4 protein-coding genes are annotated in these 1808 nt (G+C 69.6%); 1 reads left to right on the forward strand and 3 read right to left on the reverse strand.

The genetic code is table 11. The features are described from left to right. Nucleotides 1-285: TetR/AcrR family transcriptional regulator (locus U9980_RS23880; RefSeq protein ID WP_322769986.1), on the reverse strand; the 285-nt coding region annotated here is incomplete at its 3' end. A gap of 90 nt (nt 286-375) precedes the next feature. Here U9980_RS23880 and U9980_RS23885 point away from each other — a divergent pair. After that, nucleotides 376-1203, forward strand: coding sequence for a class I SAM-dependent methyltransferase (locus U9980_RS23885; protein ID WP_416210376.1), 828 nt, complete (start codon nt 376-378; stop codon nt 1201-1203). A gap of 14 nt (nt 1204-1217) precedes the next feature. Here U9980_RS23885 and U9980_RS23890 read toward each other — a convergent pair whose 3' ends face one another. Both U9980_RS23890 and U9980_RS28760 read right to left on the reverse strand, forming a co-directional pair. Then, nucleotides 1218-1706, reverse strand: a complete 489-nt coding sequence (locus U9980_RS23890) for a GNAT family N-acetyltransferase (RefSeq protein WP_416210377.1) — start codon at nt 1704-1706, stop codon at nt 1218-1220. 1 nt (nt 1707) lies between these two features. After that, the coding region (locus U9980_RS28760) for a BBE domain-containing protein (RefSeq protein ID WP_322769746.1) at nt 1708-1808 on the reverse strand (101 nt) is incomplete at its 5' end.

Genomic DNA, 1808 nt, shown 5'->3' on the forward strand with positions numbered 1-1808 from the left:
CAGGTCCGTCAGCGCGCCGGTGAGGGTGGCGGCGACGGTGCCGGTCCCGGCGGAGTCTCGAAGGGCGGCGGCCTGGGTGTCGATCCGAGCGATGCGGTCCTGCACGAGCTCGACGAGGAAGGCGTCGAAGTCGGCGAAGTGCCGGTGAAGGACGCCCTTGGCGCAGCCGGCCTGCGTGGTGACCGCCCGGCTGGTCAGCGCGTTCGGCCCGTCCCGGAGCAGGATGCGCTCGGCGGCCTCGAACAGCTGCTCGCGCGCGTCACGGATGTGTACCCCCGTCGGCACTGCGCATCCTCCTTCCCTCGCTGTGCGCCACTCGATGGACGAGTGGGCGTATGCCCACTACAGTGGGCGTATGCCCACTACAGTGGGCGCATGCCCACTTTACCGCAGAAGCAATCACGTCCTTCCGACCATGAGCCTCATCAAGCCCGACAGATGGCGGAGTCGTTCGGCTCGGACCCCGAACGCTACGACCGGAGCCGGCCCCGCTATCCCGACGCCCTGGTGGAGGCGATCATCGCCGCCAGCCCCGGGCCCGACGTCCTCGACGTGGGCATCGGTACCGGCATCGCCGCCCGGCAGTTTCAGGCGGTCGGCTGCCGGGTGCTCGGCGTCGAACCCGACGCGCGGATGGCTGACGTCGCGCGGCGCAGCGGGCTCACGGTCGAGGTGGCGACCTTCGAAGCCTGGGACCCCGCCGGCCGGACCTTCGACGCGGTCATCGCCGGGCAGGCCTGGCACTGGGTCGACCCGGTCGCGGGAGCGGCCAAGGCGGCACAGGTGCTGCGGCCTGGCGGCCGGCTGGCAGCGTTCGGGCACGTGTTCCAGCTTCCGTCCGACGTGGCGGAAGCTTTTGCCGCGGTTTATCAGCGGGTCGTGCCCGACTCGCCGTTCAACCTCCAGCAGAGGAGGCAAGCCCTGGACAGCTACCAGGTCCTGTTCACCAAGGCCGCCGACGGGATCCGAGCGGTGGGCGGGTTCACCGACCCGGAGCAGTGGCGATTCGACTGGGAGCAGTCCTACACCGGGGACGCGTGGCTGGACCAGATGCCAACCCACGGCACCCTCACCCAGCTTCCGGCGGACAAACTGGCGGAGGTGCTGGCGGGCGTCGGGGTCGCCATCGACGCGATGGGGGGCGGCTTCACGATGCTCTACACCACGGTGGCGGTCACCGCGGCGCGAACTAGCACCGCCTGACCCGGCTTGACGGTCTATCCGCTGCTGGCGCGGACGCCGGCCCAGATCAGGACGGCCGGGCTGTGGTCGGCCGGTCGAATACGGTTCAGCCAGCGGCAAGGCGGGCGGTCAACCGCTCCTTCACGGCGGGCCACTGGTCGCCGAGTGTTGAGGTGGTCGGTGCGAAAGGACACGCGGCCCATGCCGAGGTCTTCGAAGGCGTGCGTGAGCAGCAGCAGCTTGGACTCGCTGTTGACGGCGGTGCGCCAGGCAGCGCGGCCGTACCAGGTCCAGCCGATCTCCAGCCGTTCATGGACGGCGCTGAAGAAGCCGTAGGTGGTCCAGCCCACGGCGTGGCCGGTGGCGAGTTGGATGACGGCGAAGGCGACCCGGATACCGGCATCACCGTCCGCGATCAGCGCGTCCAGGAGAGCGCACATCTCCTTCTCCGTGCGTGGAGTGCGGACCGGGAGCCAGCGCCAACCTTCTACCGGGTGTCTACCGTATCGGGAACGGTCTAACAGCCTAACGGGCCGGCGGGATGTTCTGGTTGACGTGGAAGTGGTTTCCGGGGTCGTACCGGGCCTTGACCTCGGCGAGCCGGTCATAGTTGCCGCGGTAGGAGG

The organism is Protofrankia sp. Cr1 (assembly GCF_963555865.1).
Classification (GTDB): domain Bacteria; phylum Actinomycetota; class Actinomycetes; order Frankiales; family Frankiaceae; genus Protofrankia.

Bases quoted from the DNA above. Each gene is read 5' to 3' on its own strand.
- U9980_RS23885 (WP_416210376.1), top strand. From the start codon at position 376: ATGCCCACTTTACCGCAGAAGCAATCACGTCCTTCCGACCATGAGCCT.